The organism is Sphingomonas sp. CFBP 13603, assembly GCF_014892665.1.
Taxonomy (GTDB): domain Bacteria; phylum Pseudomonadota; class Alphaproteobacteria; order Sphingomonadales; family Sphingomonadaceae; genus Sphingomonas.
In genome coordinates this window covers 235,735-253,760 of the sequence record NZ_JADBIA010000001.1, presented here as the reverse complement: position 1 = coordinate 253,760, position 18,026 = coordinate 235,735, and the positions used below count along the sequence as shown (strand labels likewise).

Annotated in this window: 13 protein-coding genes; 7 read left to right on the top strand and 6 right to left on the bottom strand. The window is 64.5% G+C overall.

Going from position 1 to position 18,026, the window contains the following annotated elements:
* Window positions 1-63: 63 nt before the first annotated feature.
* The 4 genes from IFR23_RS01175 (at window position 64) to IFR23_RS01160 (ending at window position 3,920) form a co-directional block, all read left to right on the top strand.
* Window positions 64-276: a hypothetical protein gene (locus tag IFR23_RS01175; RefSeq protein ID WP_192974360.1), complete on the top strand. Its 213-nt coding sequence runs from the start codon at window positions 64-66 to the stop codon at window positions 274-276.
* A 44-nt stretch (window positions 277-320) separates the two neighbouring features.
* Entirely contained in the window at window positions 321-662 is a 342-nt protein-coding gene (locus IFR23_RS01170; protein ID WP_107952653.1) for an acyl-CoA thioesterase, read from the top strand.
* 16 nt (window positions 663-678) lie between these two features.
* Window positions 679-2,073, top strand: coding sequence for a dihydrolipoyl dehydrogenase (lpdA, locus tag IFR23_RS01165; RefSeq protein ID WP_192974359.1), 1,395 nt, complete (start codon window positions 679-681; stop codon window positions 2,071-2,073).
* Window positions 2,074-2,495: 422 nt separating this feature from the next.
* On the top strand, window positions 2,496-3,920 hold the full coding sequence (locus IFR23_RS01160) for a hypothetical protein (protein WP_192974358.1): 1,425 nt from the start codon (window positions 2,496-2,498) through the stop codon (window positions 3,918-3,920).
* Window position 3,921: 1 nt separating this feature from the next.
* Here the strand turns inward: IFR23_RS01160 and IFR23_RS01155 are convergent, their stop codons facing one another.
* The 4 genes from IFR23_RS01155 to IFR23_RS01140 form a co-directional block, all read right to left on the bottom strand.
* Entirely contained in the window at window positions 3,922-4,977 is a 1,056-nt protein-coding gene (locus IFR23_RS01155; protein ID WP_192974357.1) for an RcnB family protein, read from the bottom strand.
* A 126-nt stretch (window positions 4,978-5,103) separates the two neighbouring features.
* Complete coding sequence (locus tag IFR23_RS01150; protein WP_192974615.1) at window positions 5,104-5,586, bottom strand: GAF domain-containing protein; 483 nt, start codon at window positions 5,584-5,586, stop codon at window positions 5,104-5,106.
* 190 nt (window positions 5,587-5,776) lie between these two features.
* On the bottom strand, window positions 5,777-6,202 hold the full coding sequence (arfB, locus tag IFR23_RS01145; protein ID WP_192974356.1) for an alternative ribosome rescue aminoacyl-tRNA hydrolase ArfB: 426 nt from the start codon (window positions 6,200-6,202) through the stop codon (window positions 5,777-5,779).
* Window positions 6,203-6,223: 21 nt separating this feature from the next.
* Window positions 6,224-6,940 carry an RluA family pseudouridine synthase gene (locus IFR23_RS01140; RefSeq protein WP_192974355.1) on the bottom strand — a complete coding sequence of 239 codons (717 nt, stop codon included), beginning with the start codon at window positions 6,938-6,940 and terminating at the stop codon, window positions 6,224-6,226.
* A 48-nt stretch (window positions 6,941-6,988) separates the two neighbouring features.
* Between IFR23_RS01140 and IFR23_RS01135 the strand changes: the two genes are divergently transcribed.
* Window positions 6,989-7,735: a M15 family metallopeptidase gene (locus IFR23_RS01135; protein WP_244655381.1), complete on the top strand. Its 747-nt coding sequence runs from the start codon at window positions 6,989-6,991 to the stop codon at window positions 7,733-7,735.
* Between the two features lie 206 nt (window positions 7,736-7,941).
* Here IFR23_RS01135 and IFR23_RS01130 read toward each other — a convergent pair whose 3' ends face one another.
* Window positions 7,942-8,424, bottom strand: a complete 483-nt coding sequence (locus tag IFR23_RS01130; RefSeq protein WP_107961682.1) for a hemerythrin domain-containing protein — start codon at window positions 8,422-8,424, stop codon at window positions 7,942-7,944.
* Between the two features lie 362 nt (window positions 8,425-8,786).
* Here IFR23_RS01130 and rpoB point away from each other — a divergent pair, with 362 nt between their 5' ends.
* The gene (gene rpoB, locus IFR23_RS01125) at window positions 8,787-12,941 is read left to right on the top strand and encodes a DNA-directed RNA polymerase subunit beta (RefSeq protein WP_060526672.1); all 4,155 of its coding nucleotides are present in this window, start codon (window positions 8,787-8,789) and stop codon (window positions 12,939-12,941) included.
* A gap of 169 nt (window positions 12,942-13,110) precedes the next feature.
* The gene (rpoC, locus tag IFR23_RS01120) at window positions 13,111-17,397 is read left to right on the top strand and encodes a DNA-directed RNA polymerase subunit beta' (RefSeq protein WP_056051382.1); all 4,287 of its coding nucleotides are present in this window, start codon (window positions 13,111-13,113) and stop codon (window positions 17,395-17,397) included.
* Window positions 17,398-17,669: 272 nt separating this feature from the next.
* Here rpoC and IFR23_RS01115 read toward each other — a convergent pair whose 3' ends face one another.
* Complete coding sequence (locus IFR23_RS01115; protein WP_192974353.1) at window positions 17,670-17,987, bottom strand: metalloregulator ArsR/SmtB family transcription factor; 318 nt, start codon at window positions 17,985-17,987, stop codon at window positions 17,670-17,672.
* Between the last annotated feature and the right edge of the window lie 39 nt (window positions 17,988-18,026).

The following is an 18,026-nucleotide window of genomic DNA, read 5'->3' as shown; positions in this document are numbered from 1 at the left end:
AGGTGAGTCTCACACCCTTCGACTTCGCTCAGGGCGAACGGGGGTGCGCGGTTCCGCTTCGCTATGAAGCAGACGAGCATCGAGATCCTGCACATCCTCGCAGGCCTCGTCGTTGCAATCGCGATCACCTGGGCGGCGGCATGGTCCTATCCGCTCGGGCAGGACGTGATCTGGGCGTGCGGTGCCGCGGCGATGGTGGCGACCATGCTGATGGGCGTGGGACCGCTGCGCCGCGCCCGCCGTCTCGACCAAACGACCCGCAGGAGTGAAGCGTGACCGACCTGCCTCCCAACAAGGCCCCGACGATCCGCGTTACCGCGATGCCCGCCGACGCCAACCCATATGGTGACATCTTCGGCGGCTGGCTGATGGGCCAGATGGATCTTGCTGCCGGCTCGGTCGCGTCCCGGCGCAGCGGCGGCCGTGCCGTCACGATCGCAGCGGACGCGATGAAATTCCACATGCCGGTCGTCGTCGGCGACGAGGTGTCGGTTTACGCCCACTTGATCGCGGTCGGCCGCACCTCGATGACGATCGAGGTCGAGGCGTGGCGCCGCGCGCGTCACAGCAACGACAGCTGCAAGGTGACCCAGGCGCGCTTTATCTTCGTGGCGGTCGGTGACGATCGCAAACCGCGGCCCGTGCCGCCCGAAACCAACTAATCCAAAGGACTTCCACGTGGCTGATACCTTCGACCTCGTCATCCTCGGTTCCGGCCCTGGCGGTTACGTCGCCGCGATCCGCGCGTCGCAACTCGGCCTGAAGGTCGCGATCGTCGAGCGTGAGCGGCTGGGCGGCATCTGCCTCAACTGGGGCTGCATCCCGACCAAGGCGCTGCTCCGCACGTCGGAAATCTATCATTACATGCAGAATGCCGAGAGCTACGGCCTCAAGGCGGACAATGTCGGCTTCGATCTCGCCAAGATCGTCGACCGCTCGCGGAAAGTTGCCGGCCAACTGAACGCGGGCGTCAAGGGCCTGATGAAGAAGAACAAGGTGACCGTCGTCGAAGGCGTCGGCACCGTGACCGCCAAGGGCAAGCTCAGCGTCAAGCAGGGCGACAAGACCGTCGAGCTCGAAGCTAAGAACATCATCGTCGCAACCGGCGCGCGCGCGCGCGACCTGCCGTTCGCCAAGGCCGACGGCGAGCGGATCTGGACCTACCGCCATGCGATGGTCCCGACCGAGATGCCGACCAAGCTCCTCGTGATCGGATCGGGCGCGATCGGCGTCGAGTTCGCCAGCTTCTACAACGACATGGGCGCCGACGTGACGATCGTCGAGATGCTCCCGCGGATCCTTCCCGTCGAGGACGAGGAAGTCTCCGCGTTCATGGACAAGGCGCTGACCAAGCAGGGCATCAAGCTGCTGACCCAGACCGGTCTGGAGGGTCTCGCACCATCCGCGAACGGCGTCACGGCCAAGATCAAGGCGAAGGACGGCAAGGTTTCGGAAGAGACCTTCAGTCACGCGATCATCGCGATCGGCATCGTGCCGAACACCGAGAATATCGGGCTGGAGGCGTTGGGCGTCGAGACCGACCGCGGTCATATCAAGACTGACGGATACGGCCGCACCAACGTCGACGGCATCTGGGCGATCGGCGACGTCACCGGCGCGCCTTGGCTCGCGCACAAGGCGAGCCATGAGGGCATCATCGCGGTCGAGAAGATCGCCGGCGGTTCGCCGCACCAGATGGACAAGGCCAACATCCCCGGCTGCACCTATTCGCGCCCGCAGGTCGCGTCCGTCGGCATGACCGAGGCAAAGGCGAAGGAAGCCGGCTACGAGCTGAAGGTCGGCAAGTTCCCCTTCATCGGCAACGGCAAGGCGATCGCGCTTGGCGAGGCGGAAGGCTTCGTCAAGACGGTATTCGATGCGAAGACCGGCGAACTGCTCGGCGCACACATGGTCGGTGCGGAAGTCACCGAGCTGATCCAGGGCTATGTCGTCGCGCGCCAGCTCGAGACGACCGAGGCCGAACTGATGGAGACGGTGTTCGCGCATCCGACGCTGTCCGAGATGATGCACGAGAGCGTCCTCGCCGCCTACGGCCGCGCGATCCACTACTGAGCAATCGATCCTCCCCCGCAAAGGGGAGGTGGCAGGCTTTAGCCTGACGGAGGGGGCGGAGGCGATAACGTTTCGCCTGTGCCCTCCCTCCCTGACACCTTCGGCGCCACCTCCCCTAGCGGGAAATACGAGCACGATACCGCGACCTTCGCCGTCCGACCCAGGGTACCGCCCGCAGCTACTGGTGGCTCTGGATCCCGACCTTCGTCAGGGTGACTAGGCGCATGGGGCGTACGTTTCTTGTCGGACACGGCATTCCGACGGTCGCGATACCCGACCGGCCGACCGATCCGGGCAAACCATCCCGTTTCGGCCCTATATCTCTTGACCCTCGCGCATGCCGCATCGAAAGGTCGCGCCAGCCACGAGGTCCCGCCAGCAGGATTTCGTAGCCCTCCGAGTCAACGGTGCAGGACCCGCAAATGCCGATCGAACCTGCCGCCCGCCTCACGCAGCGCCACATCGCCATCGGCGCGGCCGCGCTGTGGATCGCCTCGCTCGCGATCTTCTGGCCGGGCACCGCGATGTACGACACCGTCACGCAATACCAGCAAGTCCTGTCGGGCGTGTACGACGATTGGCACCCTCCCGCGATGGCGCGCGTCTGGTCGCTGATCGCGCCGCTCGGCTCCGGCGCGAGACCGATGCTCGTTCTGCAACTCCTCACCTACTGGCTCGGCCTTGGCCTGATCGCCGCCGCGCTAGCCCGGGTCGGGCGGCCCCGCAGCGCCGTCGCGATCCTTGCGATCGGCCTGCTCCCACCCTTTCTCGGCTGGCAGGGCGTCGTCCTCAAGGACGCGCAACTCGCCGGCGCGCTGCTCGGGGCGGTCGGCATCATCGGCTGGTGGCGTCTTGCGCGCCGTCCGCTTCCCCGCGCGATGTGCGTGCCGGTCGCGCTGCTGCTCGCCTACGCCGTGCTGGTCCGCGCCAACGCCGTCTTCATCGTCGTTCCGCTGCTCGTGACGCTTGCCCCGCGCCCGACGCACCCGCTCGCGAAACTTGTCACTGGGCTTGTCGCGGTGGTGCTCGTGCTTGCCGTCGCACCGATAGTGAACCACCAGATGCTCCGCGCACAACCAAGCGGCGTCGAGGCAACGCAGGCGCTCTACGACCTTGCCGGCATCGCCGCACGGGCACCGGGCAGCGACACCACCGGCCTCACCCGGTCGGAAGCGACAACCGTGATCGCCCGCCGTTGCGCCAAGCCGTTCTTTTGGGATCCGCTCGGCGACGACGCGCATTGCGCGACGACGATGGAGCGTCTGCGCGCACTGCCGACCGCGACGCTGTACGTCACGCTGGCATCCGCAGCGCTGCATCATCCGATCGCCTATGCCGGGCACCGCTTCGCGCATCTGAACTCCACCGATCGCTGGCTGGTCCCGTTCCACTGGCCGAGCGCGGCGCCGCCCGCCGCGTCCGAACCGAATACGCTAGGCTTGGCCGACCCCGGTGCCGCAGCCCGGAGTTGGGAAGCGCTGACGGCAGTGGTCGTCGAGACGCCGCTCGGATGGCCGATCGCGTGGATCGTTGTCGCCATCACCGCGCTTGCCGCGAGCCTCGCGCGCCCGCGCGATCCGGCCCGCGATCTCGCCATGGCATTGCTCGTGTCCGCGATTGCGCTCGAGGCGAGCTTCGCAGCCCTGAGCATCGCGTCCGACTTGCGCTACCATCTGTGGCCAATGATCGCGACCGCGGTGGCGAGCGTCCTACTCGCCGACCGTCCCATGCCGCGCAAGATACTCGTGGTCGGCGCAGGGGCACTCGTTATCGTAGTCGGCGGCGGCATTGCAGCGCGCGTGCTGTTGCCCCAGCCGCCGCAGACCTATGCCGGGATGCTCGGCTGAATCACCGGCGGCGCCGCACTTTCCTCCGCGGAAACGGTACTGCGTCATAATATTCGGTCGTGGTGGTGGTCGTAGTAACGGGCACGGACTGCACCACCACCGTCGTCGAGCCGGCCGGATACGCGCCGCCGCTAGTCGTCGTCACCGTCGTCGCGCCATCAGGCGACGTCCAGGTACCGCCCGGCGCTACGGTATACCCGCGCGGTTGCTGATAGCCGGCGCCGTAGGCTGGCGCTGGTGGCGGATAATCGCTGGCGTATGCGGGCGGCGCATATCCTGCGCCATATCCCGGAGGCGGCGGTGCGCGACGACCGCGATCTTCGCTCTTGTCGATCGCATAGCCGGCCGCGGCGCCGACACCTGCACCGATCAACGTTCCGCCGAGACGATTGCCACGCCCGCCGATGACGTTGCCAGCGACGCCGCCGGCCACTGCACCGATCGCAGCGCCACCCAGACCGTTGTCGCGACGCGGTGCAGGGCGATCCTCGTAAGGCGGAGCGTACCCGCGCTTGTCGGGACCCGCATAAACCGAGTCGTTAGCCGCATAGTCGTGCGGACTGATCGCCGCGTAGTCGCCACCCCCGGCGCGGTCCCAGTCGATATCGCTCGCGGTGTCGTAAATCGAACCGCGCGAGTCGATCAGTACGGCGTCGTCGTAGTAGCGCGCCCAGTTATAGCCTTGGGGGGGCTGTGCGAGGCCGTAGTTCGACCAGTCGCCGACGTAGAAGCGCGGCGTGTTCCAATAGCCCGGCACGGCCCAGCCGCGGTGCGGGCGACGATACCCGGCCCAGCCGCCTGGGGCGTTCGCACCACCCCACCAGCGACCGCCGATCTTACTGCCCCAGCGCGACGTACGCTGAGCGTTGACCGGTCGCGTCGGAGCCCGCACGACAGGTGCGCGCGCGGCGATCGGACCGGGGCGGTTCGGGCGGGTCATCGGCGCCTGCATCGCAATACCGGGAGCAGGATAGCTCGCACCCGGGGTCGGCCGCTGCGCTTCTGCCGCGCCGCCTGCCAACGCCAGCCCCGCGCCCGCGATCAAAAGCATCCGCATGTCCGTCTCCCTGGTTTGCCACCCGATCCAGCGCAAACGCCGGATATCTTGAGGTGTTGCTTACCAAGCGCACGATGGAGTCGCCAGCAGGCGTGCTGTCCCGAAACGGGGCGCGTCGGACCGGCGTTAGCCGAGCCGCTGACCGAGCAACGTCGCCAACGCCTCGCAGCCCGCCGCATCCTCCGCATCGAACCGCGCAGACTCCGGACTGTCGAGATCGAGCACCGCAATCAGCACGCCATCCCTGGTCACCGGCACCACCAGCTCCGACCGGCTTGCCGCGTCGCAGGCGATGTGTCCCGGGAACGCATGCACGTCCTCGACCAGTTGCGTCATCAGCGTCGCGGCGGCGGCACCGCAGACGCCCTTGCCGACCGGGATGCGGATGCACGCGACCTTGCCCTGGAATGGCCCGAGGACGAGCTCACCTTCCACCAGCCGGTAGAACCCCGCCCAGTTGAGGTCGGGGAGATATTCCCACACCAGCGCCGCCGCATTCGCCATATTGGCGATCGGATCGGTCTCGTCCGTCGTTAGCGCATCGAGCGCGGCGAGCAGGTCGCGGTAGAGATCGGCCTTCGTGCCGGCGGAAATATCGAACTGGTACATGGTGTCTTCCTTGGTCGGTGGGGCGAGGTCGAGCAACACCGAAGCCTCACTACCACTCGCCACTTCCCGTCACCCCAGCGAAAGCTGGGGTCTCCATGTTGGCGGCCGCTGTCCGTTCCTCAAGGATACCCCAGCTTTCGCTGGGGTGACGGGCATTGATAGGCCGGTGAGAGCGGCAGAGCGCCGTTACTCAGTCGTCGCGGACCTTGCCCCGCCCCGCCTTCACCCCGCTGCGCACCTTCTTCGTATCCACCCGCCGTGCCTTCGCCGCCTTCGACGGCTTGGTCGCACGGCGGGCCTTGGGGACGATCGTCGCTTCCTTGATCAACGCGACGAGGCGTTCGCGGACTTCCTGGCGGTTGAGCAGTTGCGATCGCGAGCCTTCGCTTCGGAGTACCAGCACGCCGTCACGCGTGAGCCGCGATCCGGCCAGCACGGCGATGCGGTTCTTCACCGCCAGCGGCAGGCTAGGCGAGAGGCCGACGTCGAAGCGCAGGATCACCGCGCTGTCGGTGGTGTTGACGTGCTGACCGCCGGGACCGCCCGAGCGCGTCGTGCTCTCTATCAGTTCGCTGTCGTCGATCGAGATCGATCGGGTGATCGGGATCGCGACCATCAGCCCCTGCCCTCGGCTCGATCAGTCGCCGGTAGAGTCAGGCGTCGTAACTTCGGCAACCGGTGCGGCATTGGCAACCGGAGCCGCCTCGTCGGCGAACCCAGCCTTGGCGAACCGCTCGGGCAATGGCGCTTCGGCGAGCACGTCGGGCTTGCCCGAACGCGGCACGATCAGCCGCTGCGCATGGAGCATCATGCCGAGCCCGTCCGCCTTGCCGTACACGCCGTCCCCGACCACCGGCGCACCAAGGCCGCTGGCGGCATGCACACGAATCTGGTGCGTGCGGCCGGTCTCGGGAAGGAACTCGACCAGCGAGCGGCCGTCCCTGATCTCGAGCACACGCCATTTGGTGCGCGACTTTTTGCCCTCGGGGTCCTCGACCATCCGCCAGCCGGTCTCGGCCGTGCTGACTTTACCCAGCGCCATCTCGATCAATCCCGACGTGCCTTCGACCACGCCGTCGAGCAGCGCGACGTAGCGCTTCGAGACGAGGCCCTGCTCAAACGCCTGCTGCAACCGGGCATGCGCCTTGGGGTTACGCGACAGCAAGAGGCAGCCGCTCGTGTCGCGGTCGAGCCGGTGCACCGCCTTGGGCCAGCGCTGGAAGCCGAACTTCAGGCTTTCGAGATGATTTTCGAGGCTCAACGAGCCATCGCGGGGCGGATCGACCGGCAGCCCTGCGGGCTTGTCGATCACCAGGGCCTCGCCGTCGAGGAAGAGTACGCGTTCACCATGCATGGCGCCGCCCTTGCCATCATTAGCGCCTGCGTGCCAGAGCCCGCGTCGATGTTGCACCGCACGCTGGCTCTCGCGCTCCTGTTCGCCCCCATGATCGCGGAAGCACAATTGTGCGAGGGACAGAGTGCAGCCATCGCGCCCGACGGTCGTGCGTTCGGACATTTGCCATATGGCGATGCGCCTGAGACCGAGCTGGTGACGCTGTCGTCCGAGTATTCGGTGGGCAATCCGTGCGTAGTGCGCGCCGACATATTGCCCGACCTGTTGCGGCTGTTCGCGGCGGCGCAGGGCGATCCTTCGGTGATGGGCCAACTCCGCGCCTTGTCGTGTCAACGATCGATAGCTCGACAGCGCAGCGTGTTCTGCCGCGGCGAGACCAGCAGCGCGGCCGACCGCGCGATCTCGGTCGCGCCGCCTGGGTATAGCGAGCATTCGACCGGCTATGCTCTCGACTTCGCGATACGTCCTGCGAACGGGTGTCCCGATGCGGAGGCATGCATGGCCGCTACGCCTGCCGCGCGCTGGCTGCGAGCGAACGCCCCGCGGTTCGGCTTCGAACAGAGCTTCCCCGGCGGCAACAAACAACACGTTAAATGGGAACCGTGGCACTGGCGCTGGGTCGGCGCGAACGAGAGTGCGCCTGGGGCAGCAAAGGCCCGGTTCGTGTTCGCGCGGGCCCGGCGGGAGTATCCGGCGGATCCGGGGGTGTTGCCGTTGGTCGTGAAGGTTACGGTGCAACCGCCGGTGCCGGTGGTTCCGGTGGTGGTTGTGCCGTCGAAGAAGAAGCGGCGGTAGACGGACGGCTGGTTTGATCCGAGATACGGACCCCAAGAGCAATGCCACCTTGGCGAAGGCCGGGGCCTAGTTGGGGAACGTTGCTGATGACGGGCAGCGCTTCGTTATTGCCACCTTTCCAACTGGGCCCCGGCCTTTGCCGGGGTGGTAGCTCTTTTTTGGGGACGAGAATGGGAGCAACCATCCCATTAACCGCCCCGCGCTCTTCAGTGCAGCACCAGCCCACCCGGGCGGACCACGCCATCACGCAGCGCATGGTCATATAGAAGCTCGGTCTCCAGCTTCACCTGATGCGACAATCTATCGAGCATCGACTCCGCCTGAACCCCGAATGCGGCCCAGTCTTTCGGCGAGATCGTCGGCAGCCAGCGGCCAATGAACGCCTTCCAGTCCGAACGGAGGATGTCGAGGTCCTCTTCCATCATCGCGATGGTATCGGCCGAGCAGTGCGCCTCCATCGCCACGACGGTGCGATCGATGACTTCGTCTTCGACGCCGAGGTGGTCGGCAACCGTAACGGCAAGTTCGATCAGTTTGCGCGAGGCGAGCGCGCTCTGCGACTTCGACTGTCGCGCCAGGCCGACGAGTTCGGCACACTGCCCGGCGATCTTCTCGTGATCGTCGATCAGCCGGGTCCAGTTCGCACGGTCCTGGTCGGACGCTGTCCGCACTGCGATCCTATCGTTCATGACGTCGCCTACTCCCCAGCGAATGGCACCCGTTGATGCTAGAAATACGCGTTACATCCTGATGCGGACGCAAATAGCGTCGACCAAGGCTGACGCTATAGTATTTCGGGCAGTGCGACCGTGTCAAAACGACCGTGTCGAGTCCACCCTTTGACATCACGCCGCGGCGCGCCTATATCCGCATCTCACCACAGCATCCGGGAAATGACATGCCGTCGCGCAGCGTGTCGATCGTATTGGATACCGAGGTTTCATACGCTGAGAGCCGCCGCACCTGATGCGCGCGGCCTTTTTGCGTGAACGTGCGTCCCGCTCGGGGGTTCCCGAGCACGAATTTTCGGCTGACGAGGCAAAATAAACCTATGGCATCCAAGGCGATCGAACACGGCACTGCAAAGCGTCGTATCCGCAAGGTTTTCGGCAACATCCACGAAGTCGTGCAGATGCCGAACCTGATCGAAGTCCAGCGTGAGAGCTACGAGCAGTTCCTGCGCTCCGACAAGTCGATCGGCCACGTTTCGGGTCTCGAGAAGACGCTGCGCAGCGTGTTCCCGATCCAGGATTTCGCCGGCACCGCCTATCTCGATTTCGACGATTACGTCCTTGAGCCGCCGAAGTTCGACGTCGAGGAATGCCGCCAGCGCGGTATCACCTACGCCGCGCCGATGCGCGTCACGCTGCGTCTGACCGCGTTCGAGGTCGATCCCGATACCGAGGCCAAGTCGGTCATCGATATCAAGGAGCAGGACGTGTACATGGGCGACATGCCGCTCATGACCGAGAACGGCACGTTCTTCATCAACGGCACCGAGCGCGTCATCGTCAGCCAGATGCACCGTTCGCCGGGCGTGCTGTTCGATCACGATCGCGGCAAGACGCACGCGTCGGGCAAGTATCTGTTTGCAGCACGCGTGATCCCGTATCGCGGTTCGTGGCTCGATTTCGAGTTCGACGCGAAGGACATCGTCAACGTCCGCATCGATCGCAAGCGCAAGCTGCCCGTCACGGCGCTGCTCTACGCGCTCGGCATGACGTCGGAAGAGATCCTCAACTATTTCTACAACCGCGTGACGTTCGTCCGCGGCCAGGGTGGCTGGATCGTTCCGTTCCAGGTCGAGAACTGGCGTGGCCAGAAGCCGATGTTCGACATCGTCGACGCGAAGACCGGCGAAGTCGTATTCCCGAACGGCCAGAAGATCAGCCCGCGCGCTGCGAACAAGGCGTTTAAGGACGGCCTGACCGACCTGCTGATCCCGACCGAGGAAATCTTCGGCCGCTACAGCGCCTATGATCTGATCGACGAGTCGACGGGCCGCATCTACATCGAGGCCGGTGACGAAGTTACGTCCGAGAACCTCGAACTGCTCGACCAGGCAGGAATCGAGCGTCTCGACCTGCTCGACATCGATCACGTCGCGACGGGTCCGTGGATCCGCAACACGCTCAAGGTCGACAAGGCCGAGGAGCGCGAGCAGGCGCTGTCCGACATCTACCGCGTGATGCGCCCCGGCGAGCCGCCGACGCTGGAGACCGCCGAGGCATTGTTCTCGGGCCTGTTCTTCGATCCGGATCGCTACGACCTGTCGGCCGTCGGCCGCGTGAAGCTCAACATGCGTCTGGACCTCGACGTCGAGGACACTGTCACGACGCTGCGTACCGAGGACATTCTCGAGGTCATCAAGACGCTCGTGAACCTCAAGGACGGCAAGGGCGAAATCGACGATATCGACAACCTCGGTAACCGTCGTGTCCGTTCGGTCGGCGAGCTGCTCGAGAACCAGTACCGCGTCGGCCTGCTCCGCATGGAGCGCGCCGTTAAGGAGCGCATGTCGTCGGTCGACGTCTCGACCGTCATGCCGAACGACCTGATCAACGCGAAGCCCGCGGTTGCCGCGGTCCGCGAATTCTTCGGCTCGTCGCAGCTGTCGCAGTTCATGGATCAGACCAACCCGCTGTCGGAAGTCACCCACAAGCGTCGTGTTTCGGCCCTTGGACCAGGTGGTCTGACGCGTGAGCGCGCTGGCTTCGAAGTCCGCGACGTTCATCCGACGCATTACGGCCGCATCTGCCCGATCGAGACGCCGGAAGGCCCGAACATCGGTCTGATCAACTCGCTCGCCAGCTTCTCGCGGGTGAACAAGTATGGCTTCATCGAGACGCCGTACCGCAAGGTCGTCGACCACAAGGTCACCGACGACGTCGTCTACCTGTCGGCGATGGAAGAGGCCAAGCACACGATCGCGCAGGCCAACGCCGAGCTCGATTCGTCGAACGGCTTCGTCGAGGAGCTGGTGTCGTCGCGTCAGGCTGGCGAATTCCTGATGGCGCTGCCGGACAACATCACGTTGATGGACGTCAGCCCCAAGCAGCTCGTCTCGGTCGCCGCATCGCTCATTCCGTTCCTGGAAAACGATGACGCCAACCGCGCGCTGATGGGCTCGAACATGCAGCGTCAGGCCGTGCCGCTCGTCCAGGCGGAGGCGCCGTTCGTCGGCACCGGCATGGAAGAGACGGTTGCGCGTGACTCCGGTGCGGCAATCTCGGCAAAGCGTGCGGGCATCGTCGACCAGGTCGACGCGGCACGTATCGTGATCCGGGCGACCGGCGAGATCGATGCCGGCAAGTCGGGCGTCGACATCTACACGCTGATGAAGTTCCAGCGCTCGAACCAGTCGACCTGCATCAACCAGCGTCCACTGGTGAAGGTGGGCGATGCGGTTCGTGCAGGCGACGTGCTCGCCGACGGCCCGTCGACCGAGTTCGGCGAGCTGGCGCTGGGTCGCAACAGCCTGGTCGCGTTCATGCCGTGGAACGGCTACAACTACGAGGATTCGATCCTGATCTCCGAGCGGATCGTAAAGGACGACGTGTTCACGTCGATCCATATCGACGAGTTCGAAGTGATGGCTCGTGACACGAAGCTCGGGCCTGAGGACATCACGCGCGACATCCCGAACGTCGGCGAGGAAGCGCTTCGCAACCTCGACGAAGCGGGCATCGTCTACATCGGCGCAGAGGTCGAGCCGGGCGATATTCTCGCCGGCAAGATCACGCCGAAGGGTGAATCGCCGATGACGCCGGAGGAGAAGCTTCTCCGCGCGATCTTCGGCGAGAAGGCCAGCGACGTGCGCGATACGTCGCTTCGCCTGCCGCCAGGCGTGTCGGGTACGGTCGTCGACGTTCGCGTCTTCAATCGCCACGGCATCGACAAGGACGAGCGCGCGATGGCGATCGAGCGCGAGGAGATCGAGCGCTTGAAGAAGGATTCGGACGACGAGCGTTCGATCCTGAACCGTGCGACCTGGTCGCGTCTTCGCGAGATGCTGCTCGATCAGACCGCCACCTCGGCGCCGAAGGGCGTCAAGAAGGGCGTCGTGATCGACATGGATCTGCTCGACAGCGTCGACCGCCACGAGTGGTGGAAGTTCGCGGTCGCCGACGACAAGGTCCAGAGCGATCTGGAAGCGGTAAAGATCCAGTATGACGATGCAGCCAAGCTGATCACGGACAAGTTCCACGATCGTCGCGAGAAGCTGGAGCGTGGCGACGAGCTGTCGCCGGGCGTGCTGAAGATGGTCAAGGTGTTCGTCGCAGTGAAGCGCAAGCTGCAGCCGGGCGACAAGATGGCCGGCCGTCACGGCAACAAGGGCGTCATCAGCCGCATCCTGCCGGCGGAGGACATGCCGTTCCTCGCCGACGGTACGCCGGTCGATATCGTGCTCAACCCGCTGGGCGTGCCGTCGCGCATGAACGTCGGGCAGATCTTCGAGACGCATCTGGGTTGGGCCGCACGTGGCCTGGGTCAGTCGATCACCGCGGCTCTCGAGACGTGGCGCGAAGAGAATCCGGACGCCAAGCCGGGTGCGATGCCCGAGGCGGTCCGCGATCGCCTGAAGACGGTGTACGGCGAGCAGTATCACGCCGAGATCGACGCCCGCACGGGTGACGAGATCGTCGAGCTCGCCAAGAACCTGAAGGGTGGCGTGCCGATGGCGACGCCGGTGTTCGATGGTGCCCGCGAAGCCGATGTCTCGGCGATGCTGGCACTGGCGGGCCTCGACACGTCGGGTCAGTCGGACCTGTTCGACGGCCGCACCGGCGATCAGTTCGATCGCAAGGTGACGGTGGGCTACATCTACATGCTGAAGCTCCACCATCTGGTCGACGACAAGATCCACGCACGGTCGATCGGGCCGTACAGCCTCGTCACGCAGCAGCCGCTGGGTGGTAAGGCGCAGTTCGGTGGGCAGCGCTTCGGCGAGATGGAGGTCTGGGCACTCCAGGCCTACGGCGCGGCGTACACCTTGCAGGAAATGCTGACGGTGAAGTCGGACGACGTGGTCGGCCGCACCAAGGTCTACGAGGCGATCGTCAAGGGCGACGACACGTTCGAGGCCGGCATTCCGGAGAGCTTCAACGTGCTCGTCAAGGAAATGCGCTCGCTCGGCCTGAATGTGGACCTGAAGCAGTCGGAGCCCGGCTTCGACAGCGACGGCATCCAGATCGCGGCGGAGTAGTTCCTTTGCCCTCCCCTCCCGCTCGCGGGAGGGGACCGAGGGGTGGGCTCCCGGCCGGCAGCGAAGCGCGACGTCGATGCCGGGCGCCCACCCCCTCCCAGCCTGAAGAGGCTGGGCCCCTCCCCCTCCCGCAAGCGGTAGGGGGGAAGATTTTTCCTAAGGACAGCTCATGAACGAGATGACCCCCTTCGCCAATCCGGTCGCCAAGACCGAGACGTTCGACCAGATCCAGATCGGCATCGCGTCCCCGGACAAGATCCGTTCGTGGTCGTTCGGCGAGATCAAGAAGCCCGAGACCATCAACTACCGCACGTTCAAGCCCGAGCGTGACGGCCTGTTTTGCGCGCGCATCTTCGGTCCGATCAAGGATTACGAGTGCCTGTGCGGCAAGTACAAGCGCATGAAGTACAAGGGCATCGTCTGCGAGAAGTGTGGCGTCGAGGTTACCGTCTCGAAGGTCCGCCGCGAGCGGATGGGCCATATCGAGCTGGCCGCCCCGGTCGCGCACATCTGGTTCCTGAAGTCGCTGCCGTCGCGCATCGGCCTGCTGCTCGACATGCAGCTGAAGCAGCTCGAGCGCGTGCTGTATTTCGAGGCGTACATCGTCATCGAGCCGGGCCTGACCCCGCTCGAGAAGTACCAGCTGATGACCGAGGACGAGCTCCTCGACGCGCAGGACCAGTATGGCGAGGACGCGTTCTCGGCCGGTATCGGTGCCGAAGCGGTCCGCATCATGCTCGAATCGCTCGATCTCGTCGGTGAGCGTACCGCGCTGCTCGAAGAGCTCGCGGTCACCAAGTCCGAGCTGAAGCCCAAGAAGATCATCAAGCGCCTTAAGGTCGTCGAGAGCTTCATCGATTCGGGCAACCGCCCCGAGTGGATGATCCTCGAGGTCGTTCCGGTCATCCCGCCCGAGCTGCGTCCGCTGGTGCCGCTGGACGGTGGTCGTTTCGCGACGTCGGATCTGAACGATCTGTATCGCCGCGTGATCAACCGCAACAATCGTCTCAAGCGCCTGATGGAGCTCCGTGCGCCGGACATCATCGTCCGCAACGAGAAGCGCATGCTCCAGGAGGCCGTCGACGCATTGTTCGACAATGGTCGCCGCGGTCGCACGATCACGGGCGCCAACAAGCGTCCGCTGAAGTCGCTGTCCGACATGCTCAAGGGCAAGCAGGGCCGCTTCCGCCAGAACCTTCTCGGCAAACGCGTCGACTATTCTGGTCGTTCTGTCATCGTGACCGGGCCTGAGCTGAAGCTGCACCAGTGCGGCCTGCCGAAGAAGATGGCGCTCGAGCTGTTCAAGCCGTTCATCTACGCACGTCTCGATGCGAAGGGTCTGTCGATGACCCTGAAGCAGGCGAAGAAGTGGGTCGAGAAGGAGCGCAAGGAAGTCTGGGATATCCTGGACGAGGTGATCCGCGAGCATCCGGTCATGCTGAACCGTGCGCCGACGCTTCACCGTCTGGGCATCCAGGCGTTCGAGCCGGTATTGATCGAGGGCAAGGCGATCCAGCTTCACCCGCTGGTCTGCTCCGCGTTCAACGCCGATTTCGACGGCGATCAGATGGCCGTGCACGTCCCGCTGAGCCTCGAGGCCCAGCTCGAAGCGCGCGTCCTGATGATGTCGACGAACAACATCCTGTCGCCTGCCAACGGCAAGCCGATCATCGTTCCGTCGCAGGACATGGTCCTCGGTCTCTATTATCTGTCGATGATGAAGGAGAACGAGCCGGGCCAGGGGATGCTGCTCGGTGACATGGCCGAAGTGCACCAGGCGCTGAACGCTCAGGCGGTCACGCTGCACACCAAGGTCATCAGCCGCGTTCCGCAGACCGACGAGAAGGGCAAGCAGTACCTCAAGCGGTACGAGACGACCCCGGGCCGCATGCTGCTCGGCGAGTGCCTGCCGCACAGCCACAAGGTGCCGTTCGACACCGTCAACCGCCTTCTCACCAAGAAGGACGTGGGCGACGTGATCGACGAGGTCTATCGTCACACCGGCCAGAAGGAGACCGTGCTGTTCGCCGACGCGATCATGTCGCTCGGCTTCCGCCACGCATTCCGCGCCGGCATCTCGTTCGGCAAGGACGACATGATCATTCCGGACGCCAAGGTTGGTCTGGTCGACGACACCAAGGCGCTCGTGAAGGACTTCGAGCAGCAGTATCAGGACGGCCTGATCACGCAGCAGGAGAAGTACAACAAGGTGATCGACGCCTGGAGCCGTTGCGGCGACCAGGTCGCGAACGCCATGATGGACGAGATCCGTGCGGTGAAGGTCGACGAGGAGACCGGCCGTGAAAAGCCGATCAACTCGATCTACATGATGGCCCACTCGGGTGCTCGTGGTTCGCAGGCGCAGATCAAGCAGCTTGCCGGTATGCGTGGCCTGATGGCCAAGCCGTCGGGCGAGATCATCGAGACGCCGATCATCTCGAACTTCAAGGAGGGCCTGACCGTCCTTGAGTACTTCAACTCGACCCACGGCGCTCGTAAGGGCCTCGCGGATACGGCGTTGAAGACGGCCAACTCGGGGTACCTGACGCGTCGTCTGGTCGACGTGTCGCAGGATTGCGTCATCATCGAACCGGATTGCGGCACGACCCGTGCTCTGGAGATGAAGGCCATTCTTCAGGGTGGTTCGACGATCGCAAGCCTCGGCGAGCGCATCCTCGGTCGTACGACCGCGGAGGACATCGTCGATCCGAAGACCGGCAAGGTCGTCATCCCGTCGGGCACGCTGCTCGACGAGCCGATGATCACGACGATCGAAGGCCTCGGCACGCAGTCGTGCAAGATCCGCAGCCCGCTGGTTTGCGAATCGAAGATCGGCGTCTGCGGCAAGTGCTACGGGCGCGATCTCGCCCGCGGTACGCCGGTCAACATCGGTGAAGCTGTCGGCGTCATCGCCGCGCAGTCGATCGGTGAGCCGGGCACGCAGCTGACGATGCGTACGTTCCACATCGGTGGTGCGGCGCAGCTCAACGAAACGTCGAACCTTGAGGCGCATGCCGACGGTACGGTGCAGTTCCGCGATCTGCGTATCATCGTCGACCAGCGTGGCCGTCGCGTGGTGCTCAGCCGCTCGGGCGAAATCGCGATCGTCGACATGGACGGCCGCGAGCTCTCGGTCGATCGTATCCCCTACGGTGCGTACGTGCTGTTCGACGATGGTCACATCGTGTCGCGCGGCGATCGGATGGCCGAGTGGGATCCGTTCACCATGCCGGTGATCACGGAGAACCCGGGCACGATCAAGTATGTCGACCTGATCGAGGGCAAGACGCTCACCGAGCAGACCGACGAAGCCACGGGCATCGCCCAGCGCGTCGTGATCGAATATCGTGCGGCGACCAAGTCTAAGGAGGATCTGCGTCCGCGCATGACCCTGCTCGACGAGACGTCAGGCGAGACCGGTCGTTACATGCTGGCAATCGGCGCTACGCTGTCGGTCGAGGACGGCGCACAGGTGTTCGGCGGCGACGTCGTGGCCCGCGTCAGCCGCGAGAGCGCCAAGACGCGAGACATCACCGGTGGTCTGCCGCGTGTTGCCGAGCTGTTCGAGGCACGCATCCCCAAGGACTCGGCGATCATCGCCAAGATTTCGGGCCGCGTCGTGTTCGGCAAGGACTACAAGGCGAAGCGCAAGATCGGCATCCAGCCCGAGGATGGCGGCGACGTCGTCGAGTATCTGGTGCCGAAGTCGAAGGTGATCGACGTCCAGGAAGGCGATTACGTCAAGCGCGGCGATAACCTGATTGGCGGTTCGCCCGATCCGCACGACATCCTCGAGACGATGGGCATCGAACCCCTCGCCGAGTATCTCGTGTCGGAAATCCAGGAGGTCTATCGTCTCCAGGGCGTGAAGATCAACGACAAGCACATCGAGACGATCGTTCGTCAGATGCTGCAGAAGGTCGAGATCACCGACGGCGGCGACACCACGCTGCTGAAGGGCGAGCAGGTCGATCGCGAGGAAATGGACGCGACCAACGAGAAGCTCGAGAAGAAGCAGACCCGCGCACAGGGTAAGCCCATCCTGCTCGGCATCACCAAGGCGTCGCTGCAGACCCGCAGCTTCATCTCGGCGGCATCGTTCCAGGAAACTACGCGGGTGCTCACCGAAGCAGCCGTGCAGGGCAAGCAGGACATGCTGATGGGCCTGAAGGAGAACGTGATCGTCGGCCGGCTTATCCCGGCAGGCACCGGTGCAGGCCTCAACCGCCTGCGTGTCGTGGCCAACAGCCGCGACGCCGCAATGCGCGTCCAGCAGCGCAAGATGGCGGAGGTGTCGATCGTGGCACCGATGTCGGCTGCCGACGAGCACGCTGCCGAGTTGGCTCGTTCGCCGCGTGATGCAGGCGGCACCGGTGAGGATCCGCTCGCAGCGGTCGTCACCTCGGGCACCGGCACCGACGCGGATGCCGGCGAGTATCTGAACGAAGCCGAGTAATCGGTTTCGTCAGACGCTGCGGCGCTGACTAAGGAAAAGGCCGCCGTCCGGGATACCGGGCGGCGGCCTTTTTCGTTTTGGAGCAGGAGCGATTCTCTTTTCGGACGCGCTCGAATGGATTGCCTAACCGCTACCGCGTCACCGGATCGTGAGAAATGGAGTCATCGACCAGACGCGAGGCGCATCAAATTCTGCACGGAGGCAGCGACCGATCTTCCTGGTCGTCTAGCTAATGCAAAACTGGCGGCTCCGCATCCGAAAGACCGGTCAGATCAGCGTTCGTCTTCCGCCTCGCGTGCCAACGTCGCGCTCTCACGTTTCAGCGGGCGTGATACCGGGCAAACCTCTTGGACAAAGCCGTTGAGCGTATTCGCGAGGCTTTCCGGCACAAGCCGATAGAAGACGAACTGACCACGCTTCTCGCTGGCCACCAGGCCAGCCGCTTCCAGGATCGATAAATGCTGCGAAATCGATGGTTTCGACATGGCGAAGCGCGAGGCGATATCACCCGCGCTCAGCTCCGCATGGGCAAGGTAGGCCAGGATTTTACGTCGCACGGATGACGACAGGGCTTCGAATACACGCTGCATGACTCATGCATTTAGGCAATAAGCTAAGCATTGACAAAT